This window comes from Bacillus sp. JK106 (assembly GCF_053663355.1).
This window is the reverse complement of the sequence record NZ_JBSJQC010000001.1, coordinates 694,510-708,261: the sequence shown is the minus strand read 5'-3', so window position 1 is coordinate 708,261 and position 13,752 is coordinate 694,510. Positions and strand designations below refer to the sequence as shown.

At 46.6% G+C, this 13,752-nt stretch carries 15 protein-coding genes; 4 read left to right on the top strand and 11 right to left on the bottom strand.

Annotated features, from left to right (window positions below; genetic code table 11):
- Positions 1-270 precede the first annotated feature (270 nt).
- On the top strand, positions 271-804 hold the full coding sequence (locus tag ACWJJS_RS03620) for a GbsR/MarR family transcriptional regulator (RefSeq protein WP_003151660.1): 534 nt from the start codon (positions 271-273) through the stop codon (positions 802-804).
- A 34-nt stretch (positions 805-838) separates the two neighbouring features.
- Here the strand turns inward: ACWJJS_RS03620 and opuCD are convergent, their stop codons facing one another.
- From opuCD to opuCA, 4 genes are read right to left on the bottom strand one after another with little or no spacing between them, the layout of a single operon-like run.
- Positions 839-1,513 carry a glycine betaine/carnitine/choline/choline sulfate ABC transporter permease OpuCD gene (gene opuCD / locus ACWJJS_RS03615; protein ID WP_017418896.1) on the bottom strand — a complete coding sequence of 225 codons (675 nt, stop codon included), beginning with the start codon at positions 1,511-1,513 and terminating at the stop codon, positions 839-841.
- A gap of 17 nt (positions 1,514-1,530) precedes the next feature.
- The gene (gene opuCC, locus ACWJJS_RS03610; protein WP_102422576.1) at positions 1,531-2,424 is read right to left on the bottom strand and encodes an osmoprotectant ABC transporter substrate-binding lipoprotein OpuCC; all 894 of its coding nucleotides are present in this window, start codon (positions 2,422-2,424) and stop codon (positions 1,531-1,533) included.
- A gap of 37 nt (positions 2,425-2,461) precedes the next feature.
- Complete coding sequence (locus ACWJJS_RS03605; protein WP_003151654.1) at positions 2,462-3,115, bottom strand: ABC transporter permease; 654 nt, start codon at positions 3,113-3,115, stop codon at positions 2,462-2,464.
- 20 nt (positions 3,116-3,135) lie between these two features.
- Positions 3,136-4,275: an osmoprotectant ABC transporter ATP-binding protein OpuCA gene (gene opuCA, locus ACWJJS_RS03600; protein WP_062623563.1), complete on the bottom strand. Its 1,140-nt coding sequence runs from the start codon at positions 4,273-4,275 to the stop codon at positions 3,136-3,138.
- Between the two features lie 260 nt (positions 4,276-4,535).
- On the opposite strand from opuCA, the gene ACWJJS_RS03595 reads away from it, so the two are divergent.
- The gene (locus tag ACWJJS_RS03595; protein ID WP_014418904.1) at positions 4,536-5,093 is read left to right on the top strand and encodes a GbsR/MarR family transcriptional regulator; all 558 of its coding nucleotides are present in this window, start codon (positions 4,536-4,538) and stop codon (positions 5,091-5,093) included.
- 20 nt (positions 5,094-5,113) lie between these two features.
- Here the strand turns inward: ACWJJS_RS03595 and ACWJJS_RS03590 are convergent, their stop codons facing one another.
- Complete coding sequence (locus ACWJJS_RS03590) at positions 5,114-5,746, bottom strand: NAAT family transporter (RefSeq protein ID WP_071392294.1); 633 nt, start codon at positions 5,744-5,746, stop codon at positions 5,114-5,116.
- Between the two features lie 438 nt (positions 5,747-6,184).
- Between ACWJJS_RS03590 and ACWJJS_RS03585 the strand changes: the two genes are divergently transcribed.
- A complete protein-coding gene (locus ACWJJS_RS03585; RefSeq protein ID WP_454023322.1) occupies positions 6,185-6,895 on the top strand; it encodes a zinc ribbon domain-containing protein in 711 nt (236 codons plus the stop codon).
- Between the two features lie 38 nt (positions 6,896-6,933).
- Here the strand turns inward: ACWJJS_RS03585 and ACWJJS_RS03580 are convergent, their stop codons facing one another.
- The gene (locus ACWJJS_RS03580) at positions 6,934-8,724 is read right to left on the bottom strand and encodes a zinc ribbon domain-containing protein (protein WP_454023321.1); all 1,791 of its coding nucleotides are present in this window, start codon (positions 8,722-8,724) and stop codon (positions 6,934-6,936) included.
- 131 nt (positions 8,725-8,855) lie between these two features.
- Between ACWJJS_RS03580 and ACWJJS_RS03575 the strand changes: the two genes are divergently transcribed.
- Positions 8,856-9,317, top strand: coding sequence for a GNAT family N-acetyltransferase (locus tag ACWJJS_RS03575; protein ID WP_003151638.1), 462 nt, complete (start codon positions 8,856-8,858; stop codon positions 9,315-9,317).
- Between the two features lie 42 nt (positions 9,318-9,359).
- Here ACWJJS_RS03575 and ACWJJS_RS03570 read toward each other — a convergent pair whose 3' ends face one another.
- The 5 genes from ACWJJS_RS03570 to ACWJJS_RS03550 are packed head-to-tail and all read right to left on the bottom strand — an operon-like array spanning position 9,360 to position 13,750.
- On the bottom strand, positions 9,360-10,595 hold the full coding sequence (locus ACWJJS_RS03570) for an MFS transporter (protein WP_003151636.1): 1,236 nt from the start codon (positions 10,593-10,595) through the stop codon (positions 9,360-9,362).
- Positions 10,570-11,490 (bottom strand): TIM barrel protein, encoded by a 921-nt coding sequence (locus tag ACWJJS_RS03565; protein ID WP_077722859.1) that lies wholly within the window; start codon positions 11,488-11,490, stop codon positions 10,570-10,572. The genes ACWJJS_RS03570 and ACWJJS_RS03565 overlap by 26 nt, the downstream gene beginning before the upstream one ends.
- A gap of 7 nt (positions 11,491-11,497) precedes the next feature.
- Positions 11,498-12,175 carry a PIG-L deacetylase family protein gene (locus ACWJJS_RS03560; RefSeq protein ID WP_077722860.1) on the bottom strand — a complete coding sequence of 226 codons (678 nt, stop codon included), beginning with the start codon at positions 12,173-12,175 and terminating at the stop codon, positions 11,498-11,500.
- Positions 12,138-12,896 (bottom strand): WbqC family protein, encoded by a 759-nt coding sequence (locus ACWJJS_RS03555; RefSeq protein ID WP_076851287.1) that lies wholly within the window; start codon positions 12,894-12,896, stop codon positions 12,138-12,140. Before ACWJJS_RS03555 ends, ACWJJS_RS03560 begins: the two co-directional genes overlap by 38 nt.
- Positions 12,869-13,750, bottom strand: a complete 882-nt coding sequence (locus ACWJJS_RS03550; RefSeq protein WP_077722861.1) for a GNAT family N-acetyltransferase — start codon at positions 13,748-13,750, stop codon at positions 12,869-12,871. Before ACWJJS_RS03550 ends, ACWJJS_RS03555 begins: the two co-directional genes overlap by 28 nt.
- Positions 13,751-13,752: the final 2 nt, after the last annotated feature.

The window sequence follows — 13,752 nt, the reverse complement described above, 5'->3', positions numbered from 1 at the left end:
ATATTAAATTTGTTCAAATCGTTAAATTCAAATTTAACTTTTCAGACAATTGAACGTTTCCCATTATAAATTAAACTTTGTAAATTAAAAAGTTTACAATTTGTCCATATTATATATAAAGGTTGTGTAAGCACTGATTTACCCGTATTGATCGGCAAAGTTCTTCTTATTGCTCCGAATTACTGCCAAATTCTCTCGGAAGAGCATTTCCGCCGGTTTAAAAATGTGGTATATTGACATCGGAATTGCTGACTGAAAGGATTGAAACTGTTGGAGAAAGATCCGTTACACGTAATCGAACAAGCTGAAGATCATTTGATAGAACGAATCGCTGAAAATATGCATACATTCGGAATGCCGGCGACAGTGGGGCGCATTTTAGGCATTATTTATATGAACCGCAAGCCGATGACCTTAACTGAATTATCAGAAGCGACCGGCATGAGCAAAACGAGAATGAGCCAGGCGGTCCGTGAAATGCTTGACGTCAATCTGGCGGAAAAAGTGTTTGAAAAAGGCGTCCGCAAAGATTTATACGACGTCGAGCAGGATTATTATCAAACCTTTATTACGCTGTTTACGGCCACATGGAGCAAGGTCGTCAGCAAAAATAAAATGATGCATAAAAAGCTGAACCGCGAACTGACGGCCGTCCTTGAAAACGGCGTGCCGGAAGAAGCTGAGGAAAAAATCAACGAACTGCTGAAAGAATTAAAGGATTGGCTTGATTACTACAACTGGATCAGCCGTCTGATCGAGTTTTTTGAAAGCGAAGAAATTTTCAAGCATGTTCCGAAGCCATAAGAAAAAAACGCCCTGACCCGCAAGGCGTTTTTTTTCATGCCGCATTCGGCGCTTTGGTTCGTTTTTTCTTTCTCACCGGACTTAGCGCCCGCTCCAGCCATGCCATCACAAGATCTGCGATAACGGCCATCAGCGCTGTCGGAATGGCGCCGGCCAAAATAATCGCGGTTCCGTTCGTGGCGTTTGAGCCCCTGACAATGATGTCACCGAGCCCGCCCGCGCCGACAAACGTACCGATTGCCGTAATGCCGATCGCGATGACAAGGGCCGTCCGCAGCCCCGCCATGATGACGGAAAGCGCAAGCGGCAGCTCCACCATGCGGAGCACCTGAAATTTGGTCATGCCCATCGCTTTTCCCGATTCAAGATAAGCATGTTCAATGCTGGCGATTCCGGTGTACGTATTCCGGATGATCGGAAGAAGCGAATATAAAAACAGCGACAAAATCACCGTATTGGCGCCGAGCCCCATGACGAGCATCAGCACCGCAAGCATCGCAAGCGCCGGCACGGTCTGAATCACGTTTGTCACCGCGAATATCCAGCCGCTTAATGTTCTGTATCTGGCAATGAAGATGCCGAGCGGAATCCCAACGATCGCCGCAAATAAAACGCCGTATACCGACATGAGAAAATGGCGGTAAAACTCCTGAAGCACATAGACGCCGTTTTGAGAATAATAAGTGCCGAGCTGCTGCAGCACTTCCATTTGCCCCACCTCATTTCTTATTCAAAATAATGATGTTTCTCCAGAAATTCTTTAGCGACGACGGACGGTTCTTTCAGCTTGCCGTCCACCTCGTAATTCAATTCCTGCATCGTTTCCGTATCGATTTTGCCGATCAGTTTATTCACAATGCCCTTCAGTTCAGGATGCTGCTTCAGCACGCTGTCGGGAATGACCGGCGAACAGTCATACGGCGGGAAAAACTGCTTGTCGTCTTTTAAAATTTTCAGATCGTACGCTTTAATCCGTCCGTCCGTTGAATAAGCGAGGACGGCGTCCATTTTCCCGTTTTTCACGGCATCGTATACAAGTCCGATCTGCATCGGATAGGTTGTGCCGAATTCATAGCCGTACGTGTCGGTGAAGCCCTTATAGCCGTCGCCTTTTCTTTTCAGCCACGCATTGTCTACACCGAGCTTAAATTGATCCGCATACTTCTTAATATCGGATACTTTGTCTAAATGGTCTTTTTCCGCAAGCTCTTTCGTGACGGTAAAAGCGTATGTGTTCTCAAATCCGTAAGAATCAAACCATTTGTAATGGAAGCGTTTCTCAAATTCCTTCTGGACGATAGATAATGCTTTTTTCGGGTCTTTTTCCGCTTCCATGCCGAGGGTGCTCGTTAAATCCGTTCCCGAGTAGCGCGTCGCGGCGATATCGATTTCACCGCCGAGCATCGCCTGCTGCTGGACATAGTTCGATCCGAGGTTTTTAATTAATGCCGTATTCAAGTCTGTATTGTGCTCAATCATCTGTGCAATCATATTGGCGATAATTTCTGATTCCGTCATGCTTTGCGCCCCGATTTTAATCGTATCATCGGAAGCCCCGCTCAGGCCGGGAAGGGAACAGCCGCCCAGAAGCAGAGCAGCCGACAGCGCCAGTGCGCACATCCATCTCTTTTGGTTTCTTTTCAAAACAGCCAACTCCTTATGATACTTCCTTCAGTCCTTTCAGCCCTTTCGGCGTCACCTTCCGTTCCGTCGCCGCCAGCAGATAATCAATGATAATGGCTAAAATGGTGACGGGCACGGCGCCGCCGATAATATATTCAGGCTGATAGAGATTCAGGCCGATAAAAATATAGTCTCCGAGCCCGCCGCCCCCGATAAAGGAAGCAAGCGTCGCCCAGCCGATCAGATAAATGGTGGATGTGCGGATGCCCGCCATGATCACCGGAACCGCAAGCGGCAGTTCCACAAGCCTGATCTGCTCCCAGACCGTCATCCCGATGCCTTTTCCCGATTCCAGCAGATTTTTGTTTACGCCTTGAATGCCGGTATACGTGTTTCGGAGAATCGGCAGCACCGAATAGAAAAACAGCGCGACGATCGCGGGCACCTTTCCCACGCCTAACAGCGGGATAAAAAACGCCAGTATCGCGAGACTCGGCAAGGTCTGCACAATATTGACGGCGCCGATGACGGCGCCTGCGCCCTTTTTCATTCTCGTCAGCGCCACTCCGAGCGGAACGGCGACGACAATGCCTAATATGACGGCGATGATCGAAATATATAAATGCTCCCACGTTTTATATAACAGTTCTCCGCCGTTCGTCTGCAAAAACTTGATCATTTCATTCATTGTAAGCATTCCTCCCCTTGTCAGCCTGTCACCAGCTGGTCTTCCTCGCCCCAGATTGAATCGTAAACGATGTCGACAAGGCTCGCTCGCGTGACAATTCCGACTAAATGCCTTTGTTCATCAACGACGGGTACATATTTCATTCCGCGCTTTAAAATTTTGCGTACGGTATCACGCAGCAGTGTACCCTGCTCGACCGTATACAGATCAGAGCGTAGCACGTCGCCGACGAGGCTCGCTTTTTTCCGGTTCTGATCAATGATCTCGACATCGACATACCCTTGCAGCACATTCAGGTCATCAACGACAAGCAGGGAATCGACACGGTGCTCCCGCATCACTTGGATCGCCTGCGAAAGCGTTTTGTCCGCCGTAACGGTGACAGGCTTTTTGTTCATCATCTGCTCGACGCGCTCAATGTCCGGTCTTGATTGCAATAACCGTTCTTTGCCGATAAATTCTTCGACAAACTCATTAGCCGGATTCCGGAGAATGTCATCAGGAGTGCCGGCCTGAACGATCTCTCCCGCTTTTAAAATGACGATCCGGTCAGCCAGCTTAATGGCTTCATCCATATCGTGGGTTACAAACACAATCGTTTTATTCAATGTTCTTTGCAGTTTTTTGAATTCTTCCTGAAGGGAATCCCGTGTAATCGGGTCAAGCGCGCCGAACGGTTCATCCATAAGAATAAGAGGCGGTTCCGCTGCAAGGGCGCGCAGCACGCCGATTCTCTGCTGCTGTCCCCCGCTCAGCTCGTGAGGATAGCGGTCTAAATATTCCGGGCCCATATCGACGAGCTTCAAAAGCTCCCGCGCCCGTTCCTTCCGCTTTTGTTCCGGCCATTTCAGCAGTTTCGGCACGAGGGAAATGTTCTGCTGAATGGTCATATGAGGGAAAAGTCCGATCTGCTGAATGACGTAGCCGATTTTCCGTCTCAGCTCCACCGGGTCCTGCTCCATAATGTTTTCGCCATCGATAAAAATCTTTCCGGATGACGGCTCAATCAGTCTGTTAATCATTTTCATCGTCGTCGTTTTTCCGCAGCCGCTCGGCCCGATAAAACAAATAAACTCGCCTTTTTCGATATTTAAATCAATGCTGCTGACAGCTTTTTTTCCGCCTTTATAGACTTTCGATACATTTTCTAATCTCAGCAATCCGTGCACCTCCGAAGGGTTCCGTTATTTTTCTGAAAAGTATAATCTTTATTATAAGATGAAATTTGTAAAATAAAAAGTTTACAATGTGTTGAAATTATATACAATATACGTATTTTTTCATGTTATCCCGCTGACAATGCGGATGTTCTTACAATCGCTCCCGATAGCTCGCATATCCTGCCGCATCATCTTTTTCATCAACTGTAAAAAATATGATATATTGTCAGCATGAAAAGCCAGTGAAGGGATGATCAGCCGTGGAAAAAAACGCTCTTGATATCATCGGGCATGCTGAAGAGCATCTCATTGAGAGAATCGCCGAGAATATGCATACATTCGGAATGCCGGCCACACTTGGTCGTGTGCTCGGTATTATTTATATGAACCGCAAGCCGATGACGTTAAATGAGCTGTCAGAGGCGACCGGGATGAGCAAAACGAGGATGAGCCAGGTGGTCCGTGAAATGACTGATGCCAATCTGGCGGAAAAAGTGTTTGAAAAAGGCGTTCGCAAAGACCTTTACGACGTGGAGCGTGATTATTACCAGACGTTTATCTCCCTGTTTACGGCAAATTGGACAAAGGCGGTCAGCAAAAACAAAATGCTCTATAAAAAGCTGAACCGCGAGCTGACTGAGCTTCTGGAATCGGAAAATCTCAGTCCCGATATTGAAGAAAAAGCCCGTCAGCTTTTGGATGAACTGACGGATTGGCTCCATTATTATGACTGGCTGAGCCGTTTGATAGAATTTTTTGAGAGTGAAGAAGTGTTTCAGCATGTGCCGAAAATAGAAAAAAGCAGCACCCGAAGATAACCGGGTGCTGCTTTTTTAAGTCAGGAAACCAATATCGGGAACATGCCTTTCAGACCGGCGCCGATCATGCCGATCGCCACCACCGCCAAAATCAGCCCCATCAGTCGGGTAATGACGTTCATTTCGGTTTTCCCGAGCTTATTGCTGATGAAAGAAGAATAGTGAAAGAAGATGAACGTCATCGCGATGACGGCCGCAATGCCGATAAGCACGCTAATGTAATGGATGATGCCGCCATGGCCGGCCGACAGACTCATCACCGTCGCGATCGTACCGGGACCGGCGATAATCGGAATCGACAAAGGCGTCACGGATATATCGGCTTTCTCCTTGCTTTCCCCTTTCTCTTCATGATGAAGGGACTGTACATGTGATTGTTTCGCGTTTAAAAGATTATAAGCGATGCCGAAAATAAAAATACCGCCTGCGATACGCAAGGCATGAATATTAATGTCGAACAGTTTAAAGATCAGATGGCCGAAGATTAAAAAAGCCGCCAAGATGATAAACGACAGCACGGAAGCCTTGCGTGCGATCGCTGTCCGTTCTTTCTCCGGGTATCCTTCCGTCAGTGAAAGAAAAATCGGCACGTTTCCGATGGGATTGGAGACTGCAAACAGTGAAATGAAGACATGAATGATGAATGAAAACATGCGTACCTCCTTATGACTTGCCATTATTGAGTTATGTTTTGTTCTCCGCTGTTTCTTATGCATGATTTTTACCCCGGGGTCTGCTTTTTATAACCTCAGCCGGACGATCCGGAAAACAGAAAAAACCGTCCTTGTAAGGACGGTTTTTTCTGTTTGCTATCTCCATAAGCCTTTTCCGAATTTCAACAGCCGATAAAGCATTTTCAATTTTTTTAGCATGCGTTAATTTCCTTTTTCACTCTGAATCAATGCGCCGAGAGACATGATATCTGTCAGCTCCAATAAAATTCTACCATATTGGGTACTTTTTCTCTATTATCATTTCATAGAGAAGGTGATTTATATATCTTTAGAAAACTCCGTTACATCCGTCCTATTTTCTTTTATAATGTAAATATTGAACAAAATCCCTATATTACTTGTAAAAGGAGTTTTAGAATGTATTGTTCCCAATGCGGCCATCATACTGATGGCGGAAAATTTTGTGAAAAGTGCGGTGCGCTCCAGCACGGGCAGGGAGGCGCAGGCCAAACACAGAGTCAGGCCGCTCAGGCCGGCGCCGCGGCTAAACAGGCTTCAAAGCAATTTGCCTTATTCGTGCTTGATGTGTTAAAGAGACCGTATCAAACATGTAAAACGACAGGCGGCGAACAGCTTGTCAGCAGCATCATCAACATGGTGCTTTTCTGCCTGCTGACGCCGATTATGTTTTATATTCTCTTATCAGACGGCTTTCGTGATGTCAGTTTTACCGCGGTTGTGATCAAACCGGCGCTTACCTTTGCATTATGCGTTTTTTGCCTGTATCTCTTGATTTTTATCGCTTTGAAGGCCGGCGGCGCGCAGGTGTCATTTAAAGATTCGCTGTCCAGATTCGGAGCATTTTTGATTCCGTTTACAGCTATTTTGCTTCTTGCCCTCATTTTTATGCTGCTTCATACAACCGTTTGCTTTACCATTCTGGCTGTCGGTCTTTTAGGAGCGGCGTTTGCCGTGCCTCCGCTCATGCTGGCGAGCTATCAGCATCAGCTCACGGCTAAAGCGGATATCATTTATTCTGTTATCGTCATCTATTTGATCATTTGCGTAACGTTTCAATTCACGATCAAGCATTATATGAAAGAACTCATGAATTATTTCTTCTTTTAAAAACGGAAACCCCGCCGCCTGATTGGCGCGGGGTTTTTTTATTGAATGGATGTTAAATAAATTCTTCCGTCTTTGACAACGCCGCCATACGTCCAATTGTATGTTCTGAGCTTCGGACTGCCGCCGGCTTTCGTAATATAAAACTCCTCGTACGTATGAATCGTCAGATGAGAGCCTTTCTGTGAAAAGCTTTTGACATTCACTTCATTAAATACTTCGGTCGTGCCCTCGCTGTGCAGTTTTTTGACCAGTTTCTGCTGATCAGCATACAAAGGGCTTCCCTCTTCTAAATTGCCCGCCATGATGGCAAAATTGTTAAGGCTGACGGCGCTTGATTGATTTGTCAGGTAATCAGTCATAAACGATGTGACTTGCTCGTTTGTCACGCTGCCTGAAGCTGTATTTCCTTTGGAAGATGCCCATGCGGATGTATAGGTTTTCGGCTGGTCGTTTTTTATTTTTTTTACATTGGTCCCAGAAGAATCTGAGGCAGGGTCAGCTTTTTCGAAAACCCATTTTTTATGTTTTGTATCATATGAGAGTACATAATGAAAGCTCGGCTCAGCCTCTTCCATATCAGGCTTCGTATTCCCGTCGAAATAAGCAGACTCATGAAGCTCTTTACCCGTAACAGTTGCTTGCCAGCGGCCGTTCTCTTGAGAAATCGCAAATGAATCCAGATCAAAGCTTGTCTCTTTATACTGATCTTTCAAAAAGGTGCCGGAACTCTTCATGCCGGATACCACTTCTTTCGTCTGCTCTTTCCAGGCGGAACCAGCCTCGGTCATCTGATCGGTATTTCCGTCTGCCATCGCTTTTGTATACTGCTTCGTTGTTTTGACAATCGTGTCCATGATTGTTTGTTGTGTATCTTGATCCGGGATAAGCGTTAAGTCCACATCAGTACTGTTGATCGGAACATCGGCAGTTTTCATTTTTCCCCAAGGAAAATCAGCCTCCACGGCGGCTGTCATGGAACCGTCAGTTAAGAGCGGACCGTATGTAACGGATTTAAACGGATCTTTATGGACGGACTTGCCGTTTATCAGCAGATCGCCTTTCGCGTTTTTGAAGCTGTCTGCCGGAGTGAACGTCACATCCTCGGCGTCTAACGGCAGGTCAAAATCAACATTCCGGCTGCCGGCCGCCTCTGCCTCTTGCTTTTTGACAACGTCAACCGTGTCATTTTTAAGCTTGGCTTCCGCCGTGTAGACACCGGGTGCATACGGGCCGAAGATTTGGGTTTCATCGGCTTTTTTGACCGTCCCTGTTTTCTCGCTGTTGATATAAAGATCGGCGCCTTTATAATTGCTGGTGACGCGGAAATAAACCGGATCGACTTTCAGTTCGTAATGGTCAAACAATAGAAGGGTTTTACCCTCTTTTTTGACGTATACCGCATCTTTTTCTGATGAATTGCCGCGAAGCGTTGCCAGCAGTTCATCGTGTTTCTTTGCGTATGCAAGGAGCGGTTTGACATTGGTCTCATTCAGCTTCAGTTTTTTGTCTGAAGGAGTGAGCAGGGCTGCGAGCTTTTTCGTGTCCCCGTCATGAACCGCCTGTTCGAATTGATCTGTGAGCCTTTTTTCAGATGTCAGCCAGGCTCCGGTTTTATATGCGGCAATCAATAAGATCAGCGCTGCGGCAATGCCGCCCCATATGAAGAGCGTTTTTTTAGGGATCGGCTTTCTCATTTGTGAAGCAGGTTCAGCCGCTCTTACAGCCGCCTGCCGTTCAAGCCGGCTTCCTTTCCCGATCGGTTTTCCGCATTCTTTACAGAAATGCGCCTCTTCGTTGTTCTGTCGGCCGCAATACTTACAAAAAAACATGACTTTCCTCCTATTCAATCTGCAAAACTTGTATAACTTTTCCTATGTTTCATATTTTATAATAAAGTAGAATGATTTTGGAGTTATTTTGAAAAATAGCTGTCGATCATAACGGAGGAGGAGAAACAGACATGCAAAAACTGAGCATCCGAAAAGCCGCGGAGCCGGATGAAGCGCTGTATGAACTATTGCTGCTGGCCGATCCGTCGAAAGAGATTGTCGATGATTATCTTGTAAGAGGAGAATGCTATACGGCTTGGACGTCAGACGAGCTTGCAGGGGTTTACGTCTTATTGCAAACAAGGCCTAAAACGATAGAAATCGTAAACATCGCGGTAAAAGAATCGCTGCAGAACAGGGGATTCGGAAAACAGCTGGTGCAAGATGCCATTGAAAAAGCGAGACAATCGGGAGCTGACACGATTGAAATCGGCACCGGAAATTCCAGTATTCATCAGCTGTCACTCTATCAAAAATGCGGATTCCGCATTCAGGCTGTCGACCATGATTTTTTTATCAGACATTATGATGAAGACATTTTTGAAAACGGCATTCAATGCCGGGATATGATACGGCTTTATTTGGATTTATGATAAAAGGGCGCCGGCTGATATCGGCGCCCTTTCGTTTAACGTTCAAACAGATTGATCCGCTTGTTTCTCTGTATTTCTTTGACTCCCTTGTCTGACTGAAAAAACAGCAAAAACGATCGTAAGGGTCAGTCCGACCGCCGCAAAAATATAATCCGCATTCATCAACAGCAGAAGCCCTGTGTAGACAGCGGCCGACAGCGGTTCACCCATTTTGACAATGGAAAAAATCAGTGCAAAGACCCTTCCGAAATATGCGGCCGGAACCGTCTTTTGGAAATACAGCACCGTTTGCACATCAATATACGAGATGATGATGCCGAGCACCAGGAAGATGATGCACTCAAACCCGTGAAGCGGAAAAAACAGCACCAAAATGAGCAGTCCCGCTGCCGTTAACGTCCGCGGGTACAGCCGGTTCAAGCGTTTTGTATTCCATTTGAAAAATACGGCCAGATTGCCCAAAAGCATCCCCGCCTGAAACATTGAATACATGACGGCAAACCATACAGAATAGTTCTGCTGAAAACGCTCCACAGCAAGAATCGGCCCCATTACTGAAATAAGACCGGCAATGACGAGATTTACGACGAAAAAGTATCCGACCGATGTCAGCCATGCCGCATTTCCTTTCAGCATTCTGTAACCGGCTTTTACATCTTCAGCCCCGTTGCTTTTTTCATTGGGCTGTTCTGAAATACGAATGAACGCGATAAATGCCGCGGAGATAAAAAAAGCAGTTCCGTTTATGGCAAACAGCAGCCCGAACGGAATAGCCGCAATCATGATCCCGCTGATCAATTTTCCGACGATGAGTCCGATCAAGTCACTCGTATTGATCAGAGATGTCGCCTGATCAAGATGCTGTTTGCGGACGAGCAGCGGAATGATCGCGACTTTCGCCGGCGCAAACAGCATCGATTGCAGAGATAGACAAAAAGCGCACACCCCGGCTATCCACACGGTTAATAAATCGTTCGCGCTGAGCACCGCCAAGAGGATCATGATGACGGCCCGGCCCGTATTGCACAAATACAAGATCGACTTTTTTCGGAATAAATCAATCAGCGGTCCCGCCAGCACGCCAAATGTCAACGGCACGAGTTCGATAAAAGAAATAACGCCGACAAGAATTTTGCTGCCGGTCAATTCCAGCACTAACAGCGGCAGTGCAATAAGCCAGATCCCGTCCGCCGCTGAAGAAAACACCTGCGCACACCAAAGCTTTGCATAGTTCGGTGTTCGATATGTCATATCAGGCCCTTTTTTGATCCTCGGCATCAGAAACACCGCCGAACCATTCCAGCGTTCTCCATGATTCCCGTCTTTCCGTATAATCCTCTTCCATCACCTCAAATACAATGCCGGTATCTTGATTCCGATAAAGCTCCTGCAAAGTATCTGCAGCCCGTCTCAGCAGCTCCTCAGCGATCGTCCCTTCACTCGGATGGCGGCCCTCAAAACAGCGGACGCCGCCATGCGGGAACGCAAGCTGGCGAAATGAGCTGAAGTGATAATGTTTAATACTCTCTTTTATCGAGAGAAACTGAAAGAAATCCGGGTATCTCAGCTGGTCATTTCTGAACATAAGCGCGGAAGACAAGTGAGTCTGATAGGTAATCGCCCAATGGCACAGATCCCACGTAATACCGACATGCTTCAGATCCAGCTGAACCAGCTCTGTAAAATCCTCAGGATAAATGAAAATCGGATCAAAATCCTCTCCCAGATTCCCGATGATCGGAAGGTTTTCCACACCGATCCAAATGTTCGTCCCTTTCAGCTGCTCATCAAACTCCGCGAAAAATTCAATGATTTTTTTACGGTTTCCTTCCAGGTCATAGACTTGAAATTCCTCAACCGTCATAAATTGATTCGCATGAACGGTTATGCCTTTGGCGCCGTATTTCACAGCGAGCTCCGCAAAGTGATAAAGCTGTTTTTTGATGTGATCTTCATGCACATAATCGGCATGATCTGTCGGGAAATGCAGCGTTAATAATGAAGGATCCAGCTGTTTTGCATATTCCAGCGTCTGATTGAATGTTTTGAGATAATCCGCTTCACTAAAGGAGCGGCCGTCAAAAATATTGGCTTCCAGACCGTATCCCGCTTCCACCCATTTCTCATCGATTTGCTTCGGATCAAGTCCGAAAAACGGAATTTGAGCAATCATAGGACAGTCACCATGTTCCTCTCACAAGCATAAACGCTTCCGCAGCGGAAAAACCCGATTTTGCTCCCCATACACGGGCATTATGTTCGATTGCCTGCAAAGAGCGGGGATGAGGGAAGTCCCTGAGCTCGGAGCCGTAACACGCCATCGATTTCAATTTCATTTCAAGTTCAGCTTCAATATTAACGAAGAAGTTGGCATGAAACTGATCCTTCTGACAGTAATTCCATTCCGTCGAAGACAATGTTTCATAGGCAAAAACCCGTTTTACCGTATGGCCGGGAAGCGGACGGGTTGCGGTCATGACCGCTCTGAATACGACGGAGTGGTCAATATTAATGTCACCGCCGTACTGGGTATACACAATGTCAGGCTGAAAACGATTGATTTGTTTCTCCGCTTCCTTCACGACATCCAGCAAATCCATTGAATCCATTCTGTTATCAGGAAGGTTCAGCCTGACAAAATCATGGATGCCCAAAGTGCTGAGCGCTTGTTCCGTTTCTTGAGCAGAATGCTGCATAACGGACTCTTCAGGCTTCTCATAATCCGTTTTTCTTGATGACTTGCCTTCCGCCATAATGACTGCCGACACGCTGTCACCTTGGCGGACATGTTTGGCGAGCGTGCCGCCGACGCCGATAATTTCATCGTCGGGATGCGCTGCAAATACCATTACTTTCATCATATTGCCCTCCTTTAACTAACATTTCAGCTGTATCCGCTCCGCAGTTCATCAGCATATCAAGCATGGAGAGGTGAGGGATATGCTCCCCGAATAATTGAGGATAGTCAAAATGCCGGATCTGCTGATACTCAATGACAATTCCGTTTCTATCAAAATCGCTTTCTATTAAATAGTCGGAACCCTGACTGCCTGAATAATAACGGTCCGCCCCCAGCTCCTGACAAAGCGCTAAAACAAAATCGCTTTTTTTCTCCTTCCGGCATTCAAGCTCAGAGACATAACAGAGCGGCGTTTCAATTCGGAGCTCTTTTCGGAAAAATTCAATGATGTGCATATTCAAATCATGGAGATATTCCCACTCCCTCTGATAGACATCTTGAAAAAAATGCTGGTACCGCTCAAAATAGGGAGCTTTCGCATAGTTCATCTTAATCGCCATCCAATGTTTTTTCCGCCAATCCTGTGTCTGGTCGATTTTCATATGCCGAAGCTCTATGTCTTTATATTGTTTCATCTGCAAAGGCACCGTCAGCCATCTGGGGCCCTGCGGCGTTTTGATTCTGTTGCGGTTCAGAAACCCTTTTTTCTCAAATTGAGCCGTGTCATGAATGGCAAACAGATCCGACTTATACATTTTTTCAAAAAAACCGTACCACGGCAGATAACTGGATTGATGGCCGCTTATTGTTTTCATTCCGGTTTCGTAAAAAGTCGGCATTGTTTTTCTTCAGCTCCCCAATATCGTTTCGGTCTTGCGATTTCTTTACTGTGTGAATAGCCAAAATCAGCCCATTGAAGCTTGCGGCTGATGGCGAATTGCAAAGCGTCACGCATCAACAAGTAAGAGGCCTGCGCTTTTTTTCCCGCCAGGCTGTTTACATTCTGCCAATAATAGAAATGAGAGCGGTCATAGAGAAAAATACTGCTGCTGATCAGCGTCTCATCCTGATATGCTCCGACCCAAAACATCCGGTCAGCAAACGTGTCAAGCAGTTTTTGGAAAAATCCCTGGCTCAGCACATAAGCCGCGCCGATTGCCGACGTATGCTCTTTGTAGAGGTCATAAAACGCGCCAAGTTCTTGTCGCCCGATCAGCCGGGTGACAATATTCTCTTTTTCAGCGTATCTGACTGCCGTCCGGGCTTTTCCGGAAATGCCCGTCCAAAGTTCGTCAAACGTGTCCGGAAGCGTAAGAATCCGTGTCGCCTTTTCCGTCCACCCTTCCCCGATTTCTTCTGTAAAAGAAGTCTGACCGTACGGCAGCAGCATCCGGGATATGTTCCGGCCGAATATGGCCTCGATTTCACTTTGAAGCCATTCAAATGAGATGGGGCGATCTGAAATAACGCCGCCGTATCCGATCATATTGCCGGATAATACGCCCTTCTGTTCAAAAAGCGGAAGATAGATGACCTGTCCTCCGTCCGTTGTCAGTCTGACAGGGTGAAATGACGTGCCGGGAAGCTCTTCCATGAGAATTCCCCAATCATAGCTTTGAAACAATCCCGCCTGATACATGTCAGCGGCCCGATCCCATACCTGACGGGTCGTGCATACTGCTGTTTTTTGCATAG

Coding starts and splice junctions, on each gene's coding strand:
- opuCD (WP_017418896.1), bottom strand. CDS start 1,513: ATGGAAGTGCTGCAGCAGCTCGGCACTTATTATTCTCAAAACGGCGTC.
- opuCC (WP_102422576.1), bottom strand. CDS start 2,424: ATGTGCGCACTGGCGCTGTCGGCTGCTCTGCTTCTGGGCGGCTGTTCC.
- ACWJJS_RS03605 (WP_003151654.1), bottom strand. CDS start 3,115: ATGAATGAAATGATCAAGTTTTTGCAGACGAACGGCGGAGAACTGTTA.
- ACWJJS_RS03590 (WP_071392294.1), bottom strand. CDS start 5,746: ATGTTTTCATTCATCATTCATGTCTTCATTTCACTGTTTGCAGTCTCC.
- ACWJJS_RS03585 (WP_454023322.1), top strand. CDS start 6,185: ATGTATTGTTCCCAATGCGGCCATCATACTGATGGCGGAAAATTTTGT.
- ACWJJS_RS03580 (WP_454023321.1), bottom strand. CDS start 8,724: ATGTTTTTTTGTAAGTATTGCGGCCGACAGAACAACGAAGAGGCGCAT.
- ACWJJS_RS03575 (WP_003151638.1), top strand. CDS start 8,856: ATGCAAAAACTGAGCATCCGAAAAGCCGCGGAGCCGGATGAAGCGCTG.
- ACWJJS_RS03570 (WP_003151636.1), bottom strand. CDS start 10,595: ATGCCGAGGATCAAAAAAGGGCCTGATATGACATATCGAACACCGAAC.
- ACWJJS_RS03565 (WP_077722859.1), bottom strand. CDS start 11,490: ATGATTGCTCAAATTCCGTTTTTCGGACTTGATCCGAAGCAAATCGAT.
- ACWJJS_RS03560 (WP_077722860.1), bottom strand. CDS start 12,175: ATGAAAGTAATGGTATTTGCAGCGCATCCCGACGATGAAATTATCGGC.
- ACWJJS_RS03555 (WP_076851287.1), bottom strand. CDS start 12,896: ATGCCGACTTTTTACGAAACCGGAATGAAAACAATAAGCGGCCATCAA.
- ACWJJS_RS03550 (WP_077722861.1), bottom strand. CDS start 13,750: ATGCAAAAAACAGCAGTATGCACGACCCGTCAGGTATGGGATCGGGCC.